Origin of the sequence: uncultured Alsobacter sp., assembly GCF_945952055.1 — a bacterium.
GTDB lineage: Bacteria > Pseudomonadota > Alphaproteobacteria > Rhizobiales > Beijerinckiaceae > Alsobacter.
On the sequence record NZ_CAMFHB010000007.1, the window covers coordinates 85,648 to 103,840 of the forward strand.

General features: G+C 70.3%; 14 protein-coding genes. 8 read left to right on the plus strand and 6 right to left on the minus strand.

Going from position 1 to position 18,193, the window contains the following annotated elements:
* Positions 1–8 precede the first annotated feature (8 nt).
* Complete coding sequence (locus Q0Q47_RS07535; protein WP_293856856.1) at positions 9–1,580, plus strand: ABC transporter substrate-binding protein; 1,572 nt, start codon at positions 9–11, stop codon at positions 1,578–1,580.
* Positions 1,581–1,591: 11 nt separating this feature from the next.
* Positions 1,592–3,496 carry a CocE/NonD family hydrolase gene (locus Q0Q47_RS07540; RefSeq protein WP_293856859.1) on the plus strand — a complete coding sequence of 635 codons (1,905 nt, stop codon included), beginning with the start codon at positions 1,592–1,594 and terminating at the stop codon, positions 3,494–3,496.
* 214 nt (positions 3,497–3,710) lie between these two features.
* Here the strand turns inward: Q0Q47_RS07540 and Q0Q47_RS07545 are convergent, their stop codons facing one another.
* From Q0Q47_RS07545 to Q0Q47_RS07565, 5 genes are all read right to left on the minus strand, one after another.
* Positions 3,711–4,880, minus strand: coding sequence for a CapA family protein (locus Q0Q47_RS07545; RefSeq protein WP_293856862.1), 1,170 nt, complete (start codon positions 4,878–4,880; stop codon positions 3,711–3,713).
* Between the two features lie 14 nt (positions 4,881–4,894).
* Entirely contained in the window at positions 4,895–6,112 is a 1,218-nt protein-coding gene (locus Q0Q47_RS07550; RefSeq protein ID WP_293856865.1) for an FAD-dependent oxidoreductase, read from the minus strand.
* Positions 6,113–6,221: 109 nt separating this feature from the next.
* Positions 6,222–7,706 (minus strand): tripartite tricarboxylate transporter permease, encoded by a 1,485-nt coding sequence (locus tag Q0Q47_RS07555; protein ID WP_293856868.1) that lies wholly within the window; start codon positions 7,704–7,706, stop codon positions 6,222–6,224.
* The gene (locus Q0Q47_RS07560) at positions 7,706–8,224 is read right to left on the minus strand and encodes a tripartite tricarboxylate transporter TctB family protein (RefSeq protein ID WP_293856871.1); all 519 of its coding nucleotides are present in this window, start codon (positions 8,222–8,224) and stop codon (positions 7,706–7,708) included. Before Q0Q47_RS07560 ends, Q0Q47_RS07555 begins: the two co-directional genes overlap by 1 nt.
* A complete protein-coding gene (locus Q0Q47_RS07565) occupies positions 8,221–9,171 on the minus strand; it encodes a tripartite tricarboxylate transporter substrate binding protein (RefSeq protein WP_293856874.1) in 951 nt (316 codons plus the stop codon). Before Q0Q47_RS07565 ends, Q0Q47_RS07560 begins: the two co-directional genes overlap by 4 nt.
* Positions 9,172–9,287: 116 nt before the next feature.
* Between Q0Q47_RS07565 and acnA the strand changes: the two genes are divergently transcribed.
* From acnA to prpB, 4 genes are read left to right on the plus strand one after another with little or no spacing between them, the layout of a single operon-like run.
* Entirely contained in the window at positions 9,288–11,948 is a 2,661-nt protein-coding gene (gene acnA / locus Q0Q47_RS07570) for an aconitate hydratase AcnA (protein ID WP_293856877.1), read from the plus strand.
* A complete protein-coding gene (locus Q0Q47_RS07575; RefSeq protein WP_293856880.1) occupies positions 11,945–13,087 on the plus strand; it encodes a 2-methylaconitate cis-trans isomerase PrpF family protein in 1,143 nt (380 codons plus the stop codon). The genes acnA and Q0Q47_RS07575 overlap by 4 nt, the downstream gene beginning before the upstream one ends.
* Positions 13,088–13,100: 13 nt before the next feature.
* A complete protein-coding gene (locus Q0Q47_RS07580) occupies positions 13,101–14,012 on the plus strand; it encodes a GntR family transcriptional regulator (RefSeq protein ID WP_293856883.1) in 912 nt (303 codons plus the stop codon).
* Positions 14,009–14,908 carry a methylisocitrate lyase gene (prpB, locus tag Q0Q47_RS07585; RefSeq protein WP_293856886.1) on the plus strand — a complete coding sequence of 300 codons (900 nt, stop codon included), beginning with the start codon at positions 14,009–14,011 and terminating at the stop codon, positions 14,906–14,908. The genes Q0Q47_RS07580 and prpB overlap by 4 nt, the downstream gene beginning before the upstream one ends.
* 89 nt (positions 14,909–14,997) lie before the next feature.
* Here the strand turns inward: prpB and Q0Q47_RS07590 are convergent, their stop codons facing one another.
* Positions 14,998–15,900, minus strand: coding sequence for a LysR family transcriptional regulator (locus Q0Q47_RS07590; protein ID WP_293856889.1), 903 nt, complete (start codon positions 15,898–15,900; stop codon positions 14,998–15,000).
* Between the two features lie 111 nt (positions 15,901–16,011).
* On the opposite strand from Q0Q47_RS07590, the gene Q0Q47_RS07595 reads away from it, so the two are divergent.
* Positions 16,012–17,106, plus strand: coding sequence for a 4-oxalomesaconate tautomerase (locus tag Q0Q47_RS07595; protein WP_293856892.1), 1,095 nt, complete (start codon positions 16,012–16,014; stop codon positions 17,104–17,106).
* A gap of 83 nt (positions 17,107–17,189) precedes the next feature.
* Positions 17,190–18,161 carry a tripartite tricarboxylate transporter substrate binding protein gene (locus Q0Q47_RS07600; RefSeq protein WP_293856895.1) on the plus strand — a complete coding sequence of 324 codons (972 nt, stop codon included), beginning with the start codon at positions 17,190–17,192 and terminating at the stop codon, positions 18,159–18,161.
* The last annotated feature ends 32 nt before the right edge of the window (positions 18,162–18,193 follow it).

Below are 18,193 nucleotides of genomic sequence, written 5' to 3' on the forward strand. Positions count from 1 at the left end.
GAAAAACCATGAAGCATCGCCTCACGCTCGCTCCCATCGCCCTGCTGCTCGCGCTGAACGCGCCGGCGCTGGCCGCCGACCTCGTCATCGGCACGGCGACCGAACCCTCCGCGATGGATCCACTGTTCTCGCGCACGGGCCCAAACCAGAACATCGCCCAGCAGATCTTCGACCGCCTGGTCGAGCCCGACGCGAAGCTCGGCATGCATCCGGGGCTGGCGGAGAGCTGGACGGTGGTGAACCCCACGACGTGGCGCATCAAGCTGCGGGCGGACGCCAAGTTCCACGACGGCAAGCCGGTGACCGCCGACGACGTCGTGTTCTCGCTGGAGCGCGCCCGCAACGTGCCGAACAGCCCGGCGCCGTTTTCCAACAACGTCTCGGGCGTGACGGGCCTCACCGCCGTCGACGCCACGACGCTCGAGGTGAAGACCGAGGCGCCGACGCCCGATCTCATGGAGCGCATCGGCTTCGTCTACATCCTCCAGCGCGCCGCCGCGCAGGGGAAGAGCCTGCAGGACTACAACAAGGGTGACGGGACGATCGGCTCGGGCCCCTACAAGTTCAAGGAGTGGGTGCCGGGCGACCGCGTCGTGCTGACCCGCAACGATGCCTACTGGGGCAAGAAGCCCGACTTCGAGAACGTCACCATCAAGTTCATCTCCAACGACGCGGCGCGCGTCGCGGCGCTGCGCTCGGGCGCGGTCGATCTCATCGACGGCGTGCCGCCGGCCGACCTGCCGACGCTGGAGAAGACCGCCGGCATCAAGGTGCACACGACGCCGTCCGCGCGGCTCATCTACCTCGCGCTCGACGGGACGCGGGACGAGTCGCCTTTCGTCACGGACAAGGACGGCAAGCCGCTCGTCCCCAACCCGCTGAAGGACGTCCGCGTCCGCACCGCCATCGCCAAGATGATCAACACGCCGGCCATCGTGGAGCGCATCCTCAATGGCGCCGGCGTGCCGGGCGCGCAGCTCGTGCCCGACGGCGTGCAGGGCAGCGACCCCACGATCAAGCCGATCGCCTTCGACCTGAACGGCGCCAAGGCGCTGCTCGCCGAGGCGGGCCTGAAGGACGGCTTCGGCATCACCATCCACTCGTCCAACGACCGCTTCGCCGGCGACAAGGACATCGCCCAGGCCATCGGCCAGATGCTGACCCGCGGCGGGCTGAAGGTGAACGGCGTCGTCACGCAGCCCTACAACGTCTATGCCGGCAACGCGACGAAGCAGAGCTTCTCGGCCTTCATCTTCTCGCTCGGCAACACGACCCCGACCTCGGGGCCGGGCCTGCGCAACCTGTTCATGACCAACGACCCGAAGGCCGGCACGGGCGGGTTCAACCGGACGCGATACTCCAACCCCGCCTTCGACAAGGCCCTCACCGAGGCGCTGTCGAAGTTCGACGAGAAGGAGCGCATCACCGGCATCCAGGCGGCGACCCGCATGGTGTTCAAGGACATGCCGATCGTGCCGCTCTACTGGCAGACCGTGTCCTGGGCGTCGAAGGCGACCATCGCCTACGAGGCGAACATGTCCGAGGACACCGCCGCCAACCTCGCAAGGCTCGCGAAGTGAGCGCGGCGACCATGACCAAGGGAGCCGATGCGATCGCCGACGACGTCGCCCTGCTGCGCGACACGATGGTGACGGTCCGCGACGGCATCCGGCTCGCCACCGACATCTACCTGCCGGCGCGCGACGGCGTGCCGCTGGAGGGTCCCTTCCCGGTGGTCATGGAGCGCACGCCCTACGGCAAGGCCGCGAGGTCCCGCTCGGAGATCGAGCGGGGCATGGCGACGCCGATGACGCGCGGCGAACTCGCCGCGCAGTTCGTGCGGGCCGGCTTCGCCGTCGTGGTGCAGGACTGCCGCGGGCGCTACGGCTCCGAAGGCGAGTTCGTGAAGTACCTGTCGGACGCGCAGGACGGCTACGACACCTGCGCCTGGATCGTCGGGCAGCCCTGGTGCAACGGCAAGATCGGCACCATGGGGCTGTCCTATGCCGCCCATACGCAGGCGGCGCTCGCCTCGCTCGCCCCGCCCGGCCTCGCCTGCATGGTGCTCGACTCCGGCGGCTTCTCGAACGCCTATCTGTGCGGCATCCGGCAGGGCGGCGCCTTCGAGCTGAAGCAGGCCACCTGGGCCTACAACCGCGCCCACGAGGCGCCCATCGCCCAGGCCGATCCGCTCGTCGCCGCCTCCCTCGAGGCCGAGGACCTGCATGCCTGGTTCCGGGCCATGCCCTGGAGCGAAGGCCGGTCGCCGGTGCGGTGGGTGCCGGAGTACGAGGACTACCTGCTCGAGCAGTGGCGCGCCGGGACCTTCGACGACAGCTGGAAGAAGCCGGGCCTCTGGCTGGAGGGCCACTACGACCAGGTGCCCGACATCCCCATCCTGCTGATGTCGAGCTGGTACGACGTCTACGTGAAGACGACGTTCGACAACTTCGCCGGGCTGCGCAACGGCCGCCGCCCGCTCCAGGTCATCATGGGCGCGAACCTTCACGGCGACCGCCAGAAGGACCACGCCGGCGACGGCAATTTCGGCCCGCAGGCGCCCTTCGGCGGCAATGTCGGCGACACGTGGGTCGGCTTCCGCCTGCGCTGGTTTGATCGCTGGTTGCGCGGCTTCGACAATGGCGCCGACCGCGACCCGGTGGCGCGGCTCTTCGTCATGGGCGGCGGCCCGGGCGACCGTGGCGAGGACGGCCGCATTCGCCTCGGCGGACGCTGGATCGAGGCCGCGGACTGGCCGCTGCCCGGGACAGAAACGCAGGCCTGGCACATCCACGCGAACGGCCGGCTCGCGCCCGAGCCCCCGGCCGAGGGCGCCGAGCCCTTCACCTACGATTTCGATCCGGCCGATCCGGTGCCCACCATCGGCGGCGCGCTCACCAGCGGCCAGCCGATCTTCGAGGGCGGCGTCTTCGACCAGCGCGAGGCGGAGCGCTTCTTCGGCAGCAAGGCCCCCGGCATGCCGTTGACCGCGCGCCGCGACGTGCTCGCCTTCGAGAGCGCACCGCTCGACCACGACCTGCATCTCGTGGGCCCGGTCACCGTCGACCTGTGGGTGGCGTCGGACGCCCCGGACACCGACTTCACCGCCAAGCTCGTCGACGTCCATCCCCCGTCGAAGGACTACCCGACGGGGTATTCGGTGCTCCTCACCGACGGCATCTTCCGCTGCCGCTACCGCAAGGGCTGGGACCGGCCGGAGCCGATCGAGCCGGGCGTGCCGTTCCGCATCACCATCGAGCCCTTCGCCACGGCCGCGCTGATCAAGGCGGGGCACAGGCTTCGCCTCGACATCTCGTCCTCGAACTTCCCCAAGTTCGACGTGAACCCGAACACCGGCGCCCCCGAGGGCCGCGGCCGTACCCGAGGCATCGCGCGCAACACGGTGTTCTGCGATGCGACGAGGCCGACGCGGGTGTTGTTGCCGGTCGTGCCGGGCGAGAGCCTGAAACCGATGAAGAAGGTCGCGACGGGGTAGTTCGCTATGACGCGACGGCTCCCTCTCAGCCGTCCTGCCCGGGCTTGGCCCGGGCATCCACGACTTTGCGGGGGCCATCCTCCAGTCGTGGATGGCCGGGCCAAGCCCGGCCAGGACGCGGAGAGGGAGGTGCAGGCTGGACTGGCGGATCGTTTCGCAGGCGCGGAGTCACGACCGCAGGCGGCGCATTGAAGAACGCGCAATCGTTGCGGGCTTAAGCCTGGATCCGCTCGACAAGAGCCCGCTCGCCGGCGCTCAGCCCCCCGGCCAGCCGCTCCATGATCGCATCGGCATCGTCCCCACCAAGCGGTACCGGCGGCGGGCTCGGGCCCTCCCTAGCCTCCTCCGGCACCGCGACCGGCAGCACGGAAAGCTTCTCGAACGTCCCATCCCCGGCGAAGCACGCGCGCACCACCGCGCCGCGAAACACGTCGACGCCTTCACGACGGTAGGTGTCCCCGCGCCGCGTGTGGAACACGAGGTTGCCGAGGCCCGAGAGGATCGGCTTGCCGGCATGGAAGGAGACGCCCTGCAGGACCGGCGCCCCGTGCCCCACGATCATGTCCGCGCCCGCGTCGATCAGGCGCCGACCGAGCCCGGTGAGCCAGGCCGGCGTGACGGTCCAGTCGGAATCCCAGTGGTGGGAATGCAGGCTCACGGCCACCAGGGCTGCCCCGGCCGCCCTCGCCGCGGCGATGGCCTGCGCCGCGCGCGCCATGTCGGTGGGGTCGGCCTCGCGCCCGTCGCCGAGCGCGTCGCCGGAGCGGATCCGCGTGCCGAAAAGATCGAACCCCTCCGTCGGTCCGGCCGCGCCATACCCGACGGCCGCCCGTGCCGCGGTGCGGCGACGGTCGCCGAGCGCGTCCTCGAACCCGGCAAGCGTCGCGAAGAGATCCGGCGGCACCGCAACGACACGCTGCGTGGCCACCCGGGCGATGCCGGCCCGCGAGGGCGCCGCGTAGACGATGTCGGGCTGCGGGCCGAGATCGAAGGCGATTACCGCGACCTGTCGACCCGCGATGCCGACCAGCGCCGGAGCCCACGCCGCGTCGAGCGTGGCGCCGCTGCCGGCGAAGGCCAGCCCGGCCGCGAGCGCCGTGTCGCGGGTGCGGGCGAGGCCCGGCGGACCGAGATCGAAGGCGTGGTTGTTGGCATGCGTGACGGCCGAGAAGCCCAGCGCGCGCAGGCTCCCCATGGCGCCGGGCGCTGCGAGGTGCAGCGTCTTGGCCTTGGTCGGCCAGGCGCCCTCGGTCTCGACGCAGGCCTCGAAATTGGAGAACGCCACCGCATCGGCGAGGGCACGCCGAAGGGGAGCAGCGGCGTCGCCGCCGTCGAGCGGTCCGTGGACGAGCAGTTGGCCGCCGGTGGCGATGGTGAGCGACACGACGGCCGTCCTCCTCAGATTCCGGCCAACTTCCGCAGGTCGACGGTCGGATCCCCCACCTGCTCGGGATCGATCGAGCCGCCCTTCTCGAGCACGCGCCGGCCGATCATGTAGCCGCGCCCGTCGTTGAGCGCGTCGACGGCGAGGAGCCGGTCGCCGTCGTAGGACCAGAACGAGAGGGCCGTGCCGGATTGCCGCCGCACCACGCGCGTGGCGCCTTGCGACAGGCCGGCGATCTGCAGCTTCACGTCGAACTGGTCCGACCAGAACCAGGGCACGGGATCGTAGGGCTTGTCGGCCCCCATGATGTTGTCGGCGACGCGCTCGGCCTGCTCGACGGCGTTCTGGACGCTTTCGAGACGGATGCGGCGACCGCGCCAGGGGAACGAGGCGCAGTCGCCGGCCGACCAGACGTGCGGATCGCTGGTGCGGCCGCGGTCGTCGACGGCGATGCCGTTGTCCAGCGCGAGGCCGGCTGCGGCCGCGAGTTCGGTGGCGGGCACCACGCCGATGCCGACGAGCACGACGTCGACGGGGATCTCCGCCCCGCCCTCCAGGCGGACGCGCACCGCGCGGCCGTGCTGGTCGGCCTCGATCGCCTGGAGGCGCGCGCGCTCGAGGATCTCGACCCCGTGACTTGCGTGCAGCGCCCGGATCTCCGCGGCGGTGTCCGGTCCGACGGCCCGCTTCAGGATGCGATCCTCGGCCTCGATCACGGTGACCTGCATCCCCGCCTTGCGGCCGGAGGCGGCCGCCTCGAGACCGATGAAGCCGGCGCCCACGATCAGGATGCGTGCCCCTTCGACGAAGGAGGAGGCCATCGCGTCCACGTCCGCCAGGCTGCGCAGCACGAAGACGTTCGACAGCGCACCGCCGATGGCGGCCGGCAGCCGCCGCGCATGCGCGCCGGTGCACAGCACCAGGTGATCGTAGGGCACGCTGCCTCCGGCGGTGGCCACGGTGCGCGCCGCGCGATCGATGGCCGTGACCTTCGTTGCGGTGAGCACCACGATGTCGCGCTCGGTGTAGAAGGCTTCGGCGCGCAGATGGAGCCGCGTCCTGTCACGCGCGCCGAGCAGGTAGCCCTTCGACAGCGGAGGCCGCTCGTAGGGGATGTCCGCTTCGTCGCCGATCAGCGTGATCGGACCCTCGTGGCCGATCGTCCGCAACCGGGCCGCGAGACTCGCGGCGGCCTGTCCGGCGCCGATGGCAACGATGCGGGAGCTTCTCATGGCGGTCTTCCTCAGGGCCGGAAACGCAGCCGCCCGGCGGTTGCGCCGGGCGGAGTGTCGCGCCAAAGCTCGGGAATGAAAAGATCGATCTCGATATAGTGGCGGCCGATCAGGCGGCGGCCTTCGCGCGGCGCAGCAACGGGACCAGCAGCACGGCGGTGGACACGAGCAGGAGCCCCGCGGCCACCGGCGTCGAGACCAGCGTCATGGGATCGCCCTGGCTGATGGCCAGCGCCCGGCGCAACTGCAGTTCCGCCATGGGCCCGAGGATCAACCCGATCAGCGCCGGCGCGATGGGCACCGAGTAGCGTCGGAACAGGTATCCCGTCGCACCCAGCGCGCACAGCATGAGCAGGTCGACCCACGACCGCGACACGCCCCACACGCCCACCAGCGAGAACACCAGGATGCCGCCGTAGAGCTGCGGTGCCGGAACCGACAGCAGCTTCACCCAGACCTTCGCCATCGGCAGGTTCAGGATCAGCAGCATGAAGTTGCCGATGTAGAGCGAGGCGATGACGCCCCACACGAGCTCGGTGTTGGTGGTGAACAGCGTGGGACCGGGATTGAGGCCGTAGTTCTGGAAGGCCGCCAGCATGACGGCCGCCGTCGCCGACGTCGGCAGGCCGAGCGTCAGCAGGGGCACCATGACGCCGGCCACGGCAGCGTTGTTGGCGGCTTCCGGCCCGGCGACACCCTCGATCGCGCCGTGGCCGAATTCCTCCGGCTTCTTCGCCAGGCGGCGCTCGACGGTGTAGGACAGGAGCGTCGGGATCTCGGATCCGCCGGCCGGCATCACGCCGATCGGGAAGCCGATGAGCGAGCCGCGCAGCCACGGCTTCCACGAGCGGGACCAGTCTTCCCGCGACATGGCGATCGGGCCCTTGATCTCGATGACCTTCTGCGGCGTGCTCGACAGGCGCCCGGCCACGTAGAGGAGTTCGCCCACGGCGAACATGGCCACGAGCACGATGGTGATGCCGACGCCGTCGAGCAGTTGTGGGATGTCGAACGCGAGCCGTGGCTGGCCGGTCTGGTAGTCGACGCCCACGAGAGCCATTCCCAGGCCCACGAGAAGCGACAACAGCCCGCGCGACACCGATCCGCCGAGCACGACCGACACCGACGTGAAGGACAGGATCGCGAGCGCGAAATACTCGGCCGGGCCGAAGATGAAGGCGATCTCGGAGATCGCCGGGGCGGCGACGGTGAGCAGCATCGTGCCGATGGTGCCGGCGACGAAGGAGCCGATCGCGGCGGTCGCCAGCGCGGCGGCGCCGCGCCCGCGCTTGGCCATCTTGTTCCCCTCGAGCGCCGTGATCATCGACCCGGATTCGCCCGGCGTGTTGATCAGGATCGAGGTGGTCGAGCCGCCGTACATGGCGCCGTAGAAGATGCCGGCGAAGATGATGAAGGCCGCCGTCGGCGACAGCGACACCGTGACGGGAAGCAGCAGCGTGATGGTCAGGGCCGGGCCGATGCCGGGCAGCACGCCGATGGCGGTGCCGAGCGCGCAGCCCACGAGTGCCCAGAACAGGTTGAGAGGCTGCAGCGCGACCAGGAAGCCCTGGAGAAGTGCGTCGAGAACACCCATCAGCGGGCCCCGAAGGAAAGGAAGGGCCCGAGCTGGACACCGAGCTTGGTGAAAGCGAACCACGCGGCCGCCGAGAGCAGGCCGCCGAAGACGAGGTCGAGCAGCGGCTTCTTCGAGCCGAAGGCGCGCGCCACCAGCGTGAAGGCCAGCGTGGCGCCCAGCGGAAAGCCGAGCTGCGGGAAGGTCACCACGGGCGAGAAGACGCCGGCGGCCGCAAGCCCCAGCCGCGGCAGCGAGACGGGCGCCGAAGCGTCCGCCCCCTCCGCTTCTTCCGGCATGAAGCGCTCACCCTGGAGAACCTGCCAGACGAGGCTGGCGGCGACCCCCAGCAGGCCGAGCCCCACGGCCATGGGCATGAAACCCGGCCCGAGCCCGGTGTACTGCTCGAACAGCGGCAGGCGGGTGCCCTCCAGGACGAGGAGAGCACCGCAGATGCCGGCGAAGGCCGGCAGCACCCAGTCGGCAAAGCGGGGCGCAGAGCGCCCCGCATCGTCGTTCGCGACGTCGTCGCGATTCACTTCACCAGACCCATGTCGGTCAGGATGGGCAGCATGCGCGCATGCTCGTCGTTGAGGAACTTGCCGAAGGCGGCGCCGCCGAGGAAGGCGTTCTCGAGGCCCTGCTTCTTGAGCTCCTCCTGCCACTCCTTGGTCTGCGACATCTTCTCGAAGCGCTCGACCCAGGTCTTGGTGGCCTCGGCCGACATGCCGTTGGCGCCGACGATGCCGCGCCAGTTGCCCATCACGATGTCGACGCCCTGCTCCTTCAGGGTGGGGACGTCGATGCCCGGGATGCGCTGCTCGGAGCTCACCGCGATCAGGCGGATGCGGCCGGCGTCGTGCAGCTGCTTCATCTCCGAGGCGCCCTGGATGAGCACCTGCAGCTTGCCGCCGGCGAGCTGCGTCACGGCTTCGGCACCGGAGGCGAACGGGATGTAGTTGAGGCGTGGCACCTCGGCGCCCGACGACCGGGCGATCAGGCCCGCCATGATGTGGTCGACGCCACCGGCCGAGCCGCCGCCGAACGGCACCGCGCCGATGTTGGCCTTCAGCGCCGCCTGCAGGTCCTTCATGGTCTTGATGTTGGAGGACGCCGGCACGCCGATGCCGCTGAACTCGAAGGTGAGGCGCGCGATCGGGGTCACCTCGGAGAAGGGCAGCGAGCCCTTGGTCACGATCTGCGAGCCGACGAGGATAACGCCCATCGCCATCAGGGCGTTGTTGTCGCCCTTGTTGTTGCGGATGAACTCGCCCATGCCGAGCGTGCCGCCGGCGCCGGGCTTGTTGGTGAACACCGCGCCGTCCTTGAAGATGCCGGCCGAGTCCAGGACCTTCATGGCCAGGCGGCCGGTCGTGTCGTAGCCGCCGCCGGCGCCCGCGGGCACCATCACCTTGGCGGGCTCGGCCCAGGCGCCGACGGTCATCCCGGCGAGCGTGGCGGCAGCGAGCAGCGTTTTCTTGATCATGTGTTTTCCTCCGAGTGGATTTTGCGATTGTATTTTGATTGCCTGTAGCACTTGTTTTTGGTGCTCACAACCGGTAGGCACGGCCCTCGTGCAGGATCGTGCAGGGACGCCATACGATGGACGTGACGACGCTCAATCTGGCCGATGAATCATCGGACATCGTCCCGATCCACGCGGTCCCCGGCATCGAACGCCTCCCGTACAGCCTGCGGATCGTGCTCGAAAACCTGCTGCGACAGCAAGCCCTCCGCGGCGAGAGTTTGTCGCAACAGGTGCAGGACCTGCTCGATCGCAAGGTCGGGGCGGCCTTGAGCTTCATGCCCAGCCGTATTTTTGGGCAGGATATCCTGGGCAAAGTGATGATGGTGGACATGGCGGCGCTGCGCGGTTCGCTGGCCCGCAACGGCCGCGACCCGGCGGTCGTCAACCCTGCCGTGCCGGTCGACATCATCATCGACCACTCCTTGCAGGTGGACGTCTACGGCACCCGCGAGGCGTCGCGCGTCAATCTCGAGATGGAGTACCGGCGCAACGCCGAGCGGTTCGCCTTCCTGCGCTGGTGCGCGGAAAGCTTCAAGCAGGTGCGCGTGGTGCCGCCCGGCAAGGGCATCATGCACCAGCTCCACATCGAGAAGATCGCGCAGGTCGTCCGGGCCGACGAACGCGACGGTCGCCGACTGCTCTCGCCCGACACCTGCGTCGGCACGGACAGCCACACGCCGATGGTGAACGGCGTCGGCGTGCTGGGCTGGGGCGTGGGCGGCATCGAGGCCGAGGCCGTCATGCTCGGCAAGCCGGTGGCGATGGCCCTGCCGCGCGTCGTCGGCGTCGAGGTGACCGGCAGCCTGCCCGAAGGCGCCATGCCCACCGACCTGGTGCTCGCGATCACGCAGATGCTGCGCCGCGTCGGCGTCGTCGCCGACTTCGTGGAGTTCTTCGGTCCCAGCCTCGACGCGCTCGACGTCGGCGACCGCGCCACCATCGCCAACATGGCGCCCGAATACGGGGCCACGGCCGTGTACTTCCCCATCGATCGGCGCACCATCGACTACCTCCGGATGACGGGGCGCGAGCCCGCCGACGTCGCCCGGATCGAGGCCTATGCCCGCGTGCAGACGCTGTGGCGCGACGACGCGGCGCCCATCCCCGTCTTCGACCAGGTCGTCCGGCTCGACCTCTCCACGATCCGGCCGAGCATCGCCGGCCCCAAGAACCCCGAGGACCGCATCGACCTGGACAAGGCCGCCGCCGCCTTCACGGTGCACAACGGCGAGATCGCCGGGCGCACGCCGTCGCCGGAGCCTTCGCCGGTGGCGGGCACGGACTACGGCCTGCGGGACGGCGACGTGGTGATCGCCGCCATCACGAGTTGCACGAACACCTCGAACCCGACCGGCATGATCGCGGCCGGCCTCGTGGCCCGCAAGGCCGCGGCGCTGGGGCTGCGCTCCCGCCCCTGGGTGAAGACCTCGCTCGCACCGGGCAGCCACGTCGTCTCCGCCATCCTCGAGCGCTGCGGCCTCCAGGCGGATCTCGACAGGCTCGGTTTCAACGTCGTGGGCTTCGGCTGCACCACCTGCAATGGCGGCTCGGGACCGCTGCGCCGCGAGATCGCGGAGGCCATCGAGGCGCGCAAGGTGGTGGCGACCGCGGTGCTCTCGGGCAACCGCAACTTCCAGGGACGCATCCATCCCAACGTGCGGGCGGCCTACCTCGCCTCGCCGGCCCTCGTCGTGGCCTATGCCATCGCCGGAACGCTGACGCGCGACATAACCCGCGAGCCGATCGGCGAGACGCCGGACGGCAGGCCCGTGTACCTTCGCGACGTCTGGCCCACCTCCGCCGAGATCGCGGCGCTCGTCGCTACCGCCTACACGCCCGACGTGTTCAAGGAAAAATACGCCGATCTCTTCGACGGCGGTCCGATGTGGGACGACCTGCTGCGCAGCCCCTCGGCGCTGTTCGACTGGCAGCCCGACAGCACCTATGTCCGCGAGCCGCCCTATTTCGAGGGCCTCTCGGCAAAGCCCGCCGCGCGGTTCGACATCGCCGACGCCCGGGCGCTCGCCATCCTGGGGGATTCGATCACGACCGACGACATCTCGCCCTCCGGCGCGATCAGCCTCGGCACCCCCTCGGCCGATCTCCTGCTGTCGCTCGGCGTCAAGCAGGCCGACTTCAACAACTACACGACGCGGCGCAGCAACCACGAGGTCGCAGTCCGGGCGACCTTCGCCAACATCCGGCTGCGCAACCGCATCGTGCCCGGCGTGGAGGGCGGCTACACCGCCGTCCAGCCGGAGGGCACGACGATGCGCATCTTCGAGGCGGCCGAGGAGTACGGCCGCCGCGGCACGCCGCTCGTCGTGGTCGCCGGCCGCAACTATGGCTGCGGCTCGTCGCGCGACTGGGCGGCCAAGGGCGTGGCCCTGCTGGGCGTGAAGGCGGTGATCGCCGAAGGCTTCGAGCGCATCCACCGCACCAATCTCGTGGGCATGGGCGTGCTGCCGCTGCAGTTCCGCGACGGCACGACGGCGCAGGCGCTGGGCCTCGACGGCACCGAGCTCTACGAGGTCACGGGTCTCGACGAGGACTTCCCCGTGAGAGGCACCGCCCACCTCACGATCCTGCGTCGCGACGGCCGGCGGGAGCAGGTGCCGCTGACCATCCGGCTGGATACGCCGGAGGACATCGCCTACTGGCGCAACGGAGGCATTTTGCCCTTCGTCTGGCGCGACTACATGGGCGCCCGCCGCGCCTCCGGGAGGCCGTCATGACCCAGCGCTTCATCCCCTGCGTCTTCTACCGCGGCGGCACGTCGAAGGGCATGTTCTTCCATCCCCATGACCTGCCGGCGGAACGCTCCGCCATCGACAGGATCCTTCTCGCCGCCATCGGCAGCCCGGACCCCTACGGTCGCCAGCTCGACGGCATGGGCGGCGGCATCTCGTCCCTGTCCAAGGCCGTGATCATCGGCCCTTCGACGCACCCCGAGGCCGACGTCGACTACACCTTCGTGCAGCTCGCGGTGGACGAGCCGGTCGCCGACTGGACCAACAACTGCGGCAACCTCTCCTCGGCCGTCGGACACTTCGCCGTGGACGAGGGCCTGGTGCCAGCCACCGACGGCGAGGTGCTGGTGCGCATCCACCAGACCAACACCCGCAAGCTCATCCATTCACGCTTCACCGTGAAGGGCGGCAAGGCCGAGACCCGGGGCGACTTCGTGATCGCCGGGGTCGCCGGCACCGGCTCGCGGGTGCGGCTCGATTTCCTCGATCCGGCGGGCGCCGTCACCGGCAGGCTGCTGCCCTCGGGCCGGCCCGTCGACACGCTGACCATCGGCCCCGGCGAGACGGTCGAGGCGACGCTGATCGATGCCACGTCCCCGATCGTCTATGTCGAGGCCTCGGTCGTCGGCCTCGACGGCACGGAATCCCCCGACGCCATCGAAGCGACGCCCGGCGTCATGGAGAGGCTGGAGCGCATCCGCCGCGCCGGCGGCGTGGCCATGGGGCTGGGCGCGACGCCGGCCGAGATCGGCCTGCAGACACCGCGCGTCGGCATCGTCGCGGCGCCACGTGATTTCACGAGCCTCGACGGAGCCCGCGTCTCGGCCGCGGATTTCGACATCGCGACGCGCATGCTGTCGATGGGGCGCGCCCACCGCGCCATTCCGGGGACGGCGGGGCTCAATCTCGGTGTCGCGACCCAGGTCCCCGGCACGATCCCGCACCGGGTCTCGCGTCCGGCGAGCGTCGCGGGGGAGGTCCGGGTCGCCAACCCGTCCGGCCTCGTGTCGGTGGGCGCCGTCGTGCGCGAGGGCGTCGCGGGCTGGACGGCCGACAGCGCCGTCCTGTTCCGCACGGCACGCCGCCTGATGCAGGGCGCGGTCGCGGTCCCCGACGACCTGTGAGGCGCAAGGTCCCATGGCAGGCCCGACCGACCTCCAGTCGAGCATCGCGGCGCGGATCGTCTCCCACGCCCGGCAGATGAACTGGCCCGTCGGTCATCACGTCACCGAGGGGTCGCTGGAGCCCGTGCTGGGCACGTCGCGGTCGCCGATCCGGGCCGCCCTCGCCCTGCTCGAGGCCGACGGCGTGCTGGAGCGCCGGCCGAACCGCGGGTTCTTCATCAAGACGCTGCCGACCGCGTCTCCCGACGGTCCCGCGCCCAGCGTGGAGACCGGCGACGGCGAGCGCGTCTACCTCGCCATCGCGATGGACCGGCTGGCGCGCCGGCTCCCGGAGGTCGTCAGCGAGAACGAGCTGATGCGCCGCTACGACCTGACCCGCGCGCAACTGCGGCTGGTGCTGACGCGGATCGCGAGCGAGGGCTGGGTGACCCGCCGCCCCGGCCGCGGCTGGATCTTCCCCGCCCTGATCGACACGCTCGAGGCCTACCGCGAGAACTACAGCTTCCGGCAGATGGTCGAGCCCGCCTCCCTCCTCGCACCCGAGTTCCGCATCGATCCGGCCACGATCGAGCGGCTTCGGTCCCAGCAGCGGGCGATCCGGGACGACGGATACCTGCGACTGGGACAGGTGGAGCTGTATGCCATCAACGCCGACTTCCACGAGTCGCTGGCGGCCATGGGCCACAACCGCTTCGTCGGCCAGGCGCTCGCCCGCGTGAACCACGCGCGGCGCCTCATGGAATACGCGCGCCCGCTCGACAGGCTGCGCGTGCGTCGCGTCTGCGAGGAGCATCTCGGCATCCTCGACGCGCTGGCGGCGGGCGACACGGGCGAAGCCGCCCGACGCCTCGCGGCACACCTCACGGAAGCCGCCGACGAAAAGACGGCGGACGCCACCATCTTGGACAGCAAGGAGCCGACGTGACCTATCTCAGCGATCCCCAGCAGGCGCCCGCCGGCCAGCGCTTCCGCCAGCTCGTCGAGCGGCAAGGCATCCTGCAGATGCCCGGCACCCACAACGGCCTCGCCGCGCTGCAGGCCCAGCGCGCCGGTTTCGAGGCGCACTACCTGTCGGGTGCGGCGATGACCGCCTCCATGGGATTGCCCGACCTCGGCATCATCACGGTGGACGAGGTCTGCTTCTTCATCCGCCAGATCGTCCGCGCCACCGGGCTGCCGCTGCTGGTCGACGGCGACACCGGCTACGGCGAGGCGCTCAACGCCATGCACATGGTGCGGGCCTTCGAGGACGCGGGCGCCGGCGCGGTCCACATGGAGGACCAGGTGCTGCCGAAGAAGTGCGGGCATCTCAACGACAAGAAGCTCGTCAGCGCCGACGACATGGCCGCGAAGGTCGCCGCCGCAGCCCGCGCGCGCCGCCACCTCTACATCGTCGCCCGCACCGACGCGGCGGCGAGCGAGGGCATGGACGGCGCGGTGGAGCGCGCCAAGCGCTACCTCGCGGCCGGTGCCGACGCCATCTTCCCCGAGGCGCTGACCACGGCCGAGATGTTCCGCGAGTTCGCCAGCCGCGTGAAGGCGCCGCTGCTCGCCAACATGACCGAGTTCGGCCGCACCCCGAACTTCACCGCGGGCGAGTTCGAGGCCATGGGCTACAAGATGGTGATCTGGCCCGTGAGCTCGCTGCGCGTCGCCGCCAAGGCCCAGGAGGAGCTCTACGCCACCATCCGCAAGGACGGCGGCCCCGCCGCGATGATCCCGCGCATGCAGACCCGCGCCGAGCTCTACGAGACCATCCGCTACGCCGACTACGAGGAGCTCGACCGCACCATCGTCAAGACGGTTCTGCCGGGGGCGTGAGCGTCTGCTGCGCAGGCGCCCGAGCCGTGATGTTGATCAGGGCCGGGACGACGTCGGCCCCGGCGCCGCACGACGGCTGGACGGGCACGTCACTCGGCCCGTGACTGCCCCTCGACCAGCATGTCGCGGAAGCGCTGCGCGGCCGGCGACAGCCTCGCCATCCGGCGCTCCACCAGGCCGATGGTCCGCGTGATGTCCGGCGAACCGATCGCCTTGGTGACGATCAGCGGGTGCTTGCCGGGCGGCGTGGCCAGCTTCGGCAGGACCGAAATGCCGAGACCGCGCTCGACCAGGCCGAGCGACGTCGTCAGGTGGTTGACCTCATACTGGAAGGTCAGCCGGACACCGGTCTTGCCCAGCGCGCTCTCCAGGATCATGCGGTTGCCGCTGGCCCGGCTGACGCCGATGAGCTTCTCGCCCTGCAGATCCTTCCAGGTGATCGACCCCGCCCGCGCGATCGGGTGGTCGTTGCGGCAGGCCAGGACGTAGGGGTCCTCGAGCAGGGGCGTGAACACGAGATCGGGATCAGAACTCCCCATCAGGTTGATGCCGAACTCGGCCTCGCCCCGTGACACGCTCTGCAGGCCCTCGTTGGCCGACAGGTCGAGGATGCGAAAGCGGATGCGCGGGAAGCGCGCGTTGAACGCCTCGATGGCGCGGGGCAGGAAATAGAACGCCGCGGTCGGAACACAGGCCAGCGTGACCTGCCCGGTCTGGGCTTCGCCGACGCCGGTCATCTCCAGCAGCGAGCCCTCGAACTCGTCGAGCAGGCGCCGGGCGAGAGGCGCGAGCGTCGCGCCGACGGTGGTCGCGGCCACCCTGCGCGTGGTGCGCTCGAGGAGGGGCGCACCGACGGCCGCCTCGAGGGACTGGATCCGGCGTGACAGGGCCGGCTGCGACATGTGCAGCGCTTCCGCGGCGCGATGGAAGCCGCCCAGATCGAGGACGGTCAGGAAAGCCCGGAGATCCTGAAGTTCGAAATTGATCCGCATATCGGATCAATAGAGTGAATCTTTGCATTTCACAACATCACTCCATCTCAATAGCACATCGGTCAGGCGCATTGATGCCCGTTCGGGATGAAACGCTTGGTGGTGTGACCGATGCCGACCCTGAAAATTCCCTGCGTGCTGATGCGTGGCGGCACCTCGCGCGGAGCCTTCTTCCTCGCCGGCGACCTGCCCCGCGACCCGACCCGGCGTGACGCCGTGCTGGTCTCGGCCATGGGAGCCGGGCACGCGCTCCAGGTCGACGGCATCGGCGGCGGCAACGCGCTCACGAGCAAGGTCGCCATCGTCGGCCCCTCCTCGGTGCCCGGCGCGGACGTGGACTACCTCTTCGCCCAGGTCAGCGTCCTCGAGCGCCGCGTCGACACGTCCCCGAACTGCGGCAACATGCTGGCCGGTGTCGGTCCGTTCGCCATCGAGCAGGGCCTGGTGCGGGGCCAGGACGGCGTCACGCGCGTCCGCATCCACAACGTCAACACGCGCAAGATCATCGAGGCGCGCATCCCGACTCCGGGCGGCGTCGTCGCCGACGAGGGCATGACCGCGATCGACGGCGTTCCCGGCACCGCCGCGGCCATCCACCTCGCCTTCGTCGATGCGGCGGGCTCGCGCACCGGCGCGCTGCTGCCCACCGGCGCCGCGCGGGACGTGATCGACGGCATCGAGGTGACTTGCGTGGACGCCGCCATGCCGCTCGTCGTGATCCCGGCCTCGAGCCTGGGCAAGACAGCGGCCGAACGTCCCGACGAACTCGACGCGGACGAGGCCTTCCTGGCCCGCCTCGAGGCGATCCGTCGTGAGGCCGGCCGCCGGATGGGGCTCGGCGACGTCAGCGGCAAGGTGATCCCCAAGCCTGTCATCGTCGGCCCGGCCCGGGACGGAGGCGCCTTCACCGCCCGCTACTTCATGCCGGCGTCCTGCCACAAGGCCCTCGCCGTGACCGGCGGCGTCGCCCTCGCCAGTGCCGCCACGCAGCCCGGGACGGTCTTGCAGGATCTCGTCGAACCGCCGTCGCTGCCCTGCGACCTCGTCGTGGAGCACCCCTCGGGGCGGCTGCTCCTGAACGTCTCGCAGGCGGCCCCGTCGGCGGCGCCCGTCGTCTCGGTGGTCCGGACGGCGCGGCGGATCTTCGAGGGAATCCTGCACGTGCCCGATCCCGCAGCGGCCGTCACCGCCGCGGCCGCCGCCTGAGCCGACCCCGGTCCGCGCCGGCCCTCGCGCCGGCGCCGGTGACCACGACCACAACAAGCCATAACCTGAACCGGAGGAAACCCATGTCCCTGCTGAAATCCGTCATCATAGGCGCCGCAGTCGCCCTCATCGCCGGCACGGCCGCCGCCCAGACCGCCTACCCGATGCGGCCGATCAAGCTCGTCGTGCCCTATGCCGCCGGCGGCGGCACGGACGCCATCGCGCGGCTGGTCGCGCAGGGCGTCGGGGAGCGCCTCGGGCAGACGATGGTGGTCGAGAACAACGGCGCGGCGGGAGGCAACATCGCCACCCAGCAGGCCGCGGGAGCCGCGCCCGACGGCTACACGGTCCTGATGGCCAACCAGGGACCGATGGTCGTCAATCCGCACATGTTCAAGTCGGTGAAGATCGATCCCCTCGCGGCGTTCGATCCCGTGACGATGATCGCCTCCGCCCCGCTCGTCCTGGTCGTTCCGAAGGCGTCGCCCCTCGCCTCGTTCGAGGATTTCGTCACGTTCGCCAAGAAGAACCCCGGCAAGCTGAGCTACGGTTCGGCTGGCAACGGCTCGGCCAGCCATCTCGCGGCGCTGCTGCTCGGCCAGGTCGCCAGGCTCGACATGGTCCACGTGCCGTATCGTGGCGCCGGTCCCGCCCTCAACGACCTGGTCGGCGGCCAGACCAACTTCATGATCACCACCCTTCCCTCGGTGGCCGGCCTCGTCGAGGGCGGGCAGCTGCGCGCCCTCGCGGTGACGGGCAAGTCCCGCGTCGCCAGCCTGCCGGCGATCCCGGCCGTGGCCGAGAAGGGCTATCCGGATTACGAGGCGTCCGCCTGGTACGGCTTCGCCGTTCCCAAGGGCACGCCCAAGGACATCGTGAAGGCCCTGCGCGAAGCCACCATCGCCGCCATCACCGGATCGGTCCTGAAGGAGCGGCTCGCATCCGAAGGGGCGGTGCCGGTCGGCAACTCGGCGGAAGCCTTCGGCGACATGATGCGCCAGGAATCGACGCGCTGGGCGTCGGTGATCAAGGAGTCGGGTTTCAAGCTGGATTGATGAACCGACGGCGGGCACGGGCACGGGGCCGC

What these genes read in the sequence shown, in the direction of transcription:
- Q0Q47_RS07535 (WP_293856856.1), top strand. Translation starts at nt 9, where the DNA reads ATGAAGCATCGCCTCACGCTCGCTCCCATCGCCCTGCTGCTCGCGCTG.
- Q0Q47_RS07590 (WP_293856889.1), bottom strand. Translation starts at nt 15,900, where the DNA reads ATGCGGATCAATTTCGAACTTCAGGATCTCCGGGCTTTCCTGACCGTC.
- Q0Q47_RS07575 (WP_293856880.1), top strand. Translation starts at nt 11,945, where the DNA reads ATGACCCAGCGCTTCATCCCCTGCGTCTTCTACCGCGGCGGCACGTCG.
- Q0Q47_RS07595 (WP_293856892.1), top strand. Translation starts at nt 16,012, where the DNA reads ATGCCGACCCTGAAAATTCCCTGCGTGCTGATGCGTGGCGGCACCTCG.
- Q0Q47_RS07550 (WP_293856865.1), bottom strand. Translation starts at nt 6,112, where the DNA reads ATGAGAAGCTCCCGCATCGTTGCCATCGGCGCCGGACAGGCCGCCGCG.
- Q0Q47_RS07555 (WP_293856868.1), bottom strand. Translation starts at nt 7,706, where the DNA reads ATGGGTGTTCTCGACGCACTTCTCCAGGGCTTCCTGGTCGCGCTGCAG.
- acnA (WP_293856877.1), top strand. Translation starts at nt 9,288, where the DNA reads ATGGACGTGACGACGCTCAATCTGGCCGATGAATCATCGGACATCGTC.
- Q0Q47_RS07600 (WP_293856895.1), top strand. Translation starts at nt 17,190, where the DNA reads ATGTCCCTGCTGAAATCCGTCATCATAGGCGCCGCAGTCGCCCTCATC.
- Q0Q47_RS07565 (WP_293856874.1), bottom strand. Translation starts at nt 9,171, where the DNA reads ATGATCAAGAAAACGCTGCTCGCTGCCGCCACGCTCGCCGGGATGACC.
- Q0Q47_RS07540 (WP_293856859.1), top strand. Translation starts at nt 1,592, where the DNA reads ATGACCAAGGGAGCCGATGCGATCGCCGACGACGTCGCCCTGCTGCGC.
- Q0Q47_RS07580 (WP_293856883.1), top strand. Translation starts at nt 13,101, where the DNA reads ATGGCAGGCCCGACCGACCTCCAGTCGAGCATCGCGGCGCGGATCGTC.